This window comes from Dactylosporangium darangshiense (assembly GCF_039537565.1).
Taxonomy (GTDB): domain Bacteria; phylum Actinomycetota; class Actinomycetes; order Mycobacteriales; family Micromonosporaceae; genus Dactylosporangium; species Dactylosporangium darangshiense.
On sequence record NZ_BAABAT010000226.1, the window covers coordinates 1 to 640 of the forward strand.

The window sequence follows — 640 nt, forward strand, 5'->3', positions numbered from 1 at the left end:
CGTTTTGTTTGGACGCATTCCAGCGGGCGTGAGACGTTTTCGGTGTTGGACACCAGGGCGTTGGTTGCGGGCCGGGCGGTGGTGAACTGGGTTGAACGGCAGGCTGCTGCGCCGGGTCGGGACGGCCGGGTCGTTGCAGCGTCGGCCGGTGAGGCCGGTGGGGTGCGGCCGGTGCGGGTGGCGGAGCCGTTGTTGTCTGTGCCGGGTGGGTGGTTTCCGCACCCTCCGGGGTATTCGGAGGGTGCGGCGCCGGGGTATCCGCTGGGGTCGGCGGCGATGCGGGCGGCGTTGGAGCCGTTGCCGGTGTGGTCGGGGGATCCGGATTGTGTGTTGCGGGTGTGGTCGGTGCTGCAGCGGTTGGCGCCGGCGAGCGAGTCGGTGGATGATGCGGCGGCGTCGGTGCGGGCGGAGCAGCTGGGGTTGGTTGAGCGGCGGCTTGGTGGCCGGTTTGTGGGTGCGGAGTTGGAGATGTTGGCGTCGTTGGAGTTGGGTGGGGTGACGGTGGTGTGGGGGCAGCGGCCGGGCGTGCCGCAGCATGTGGTGTTGGTGGAGCGTGTGGCCGAGGATGGCCGGTTTGTGATGGTGGAGACGCAGCCGGAGGTGGGGGGTCGGTCGTCGTTGGTGGAGATCGGTCCGGGGC

Annotated in this window: 1 protein-coding gene; it reads left to right on the forward strand. The window is 70.2% G+C overall.

Annotated features, from left to right (window positions below):
• Positions 1 to 345 precede the first annotated feature (345 nt).
• The coding region (locus ABD901_RS58830; protein ID WP_345145153.1) for a hypothetical protein at positions 346 to 640 on the forward strand (295 nt) is incomplete at its 3' end.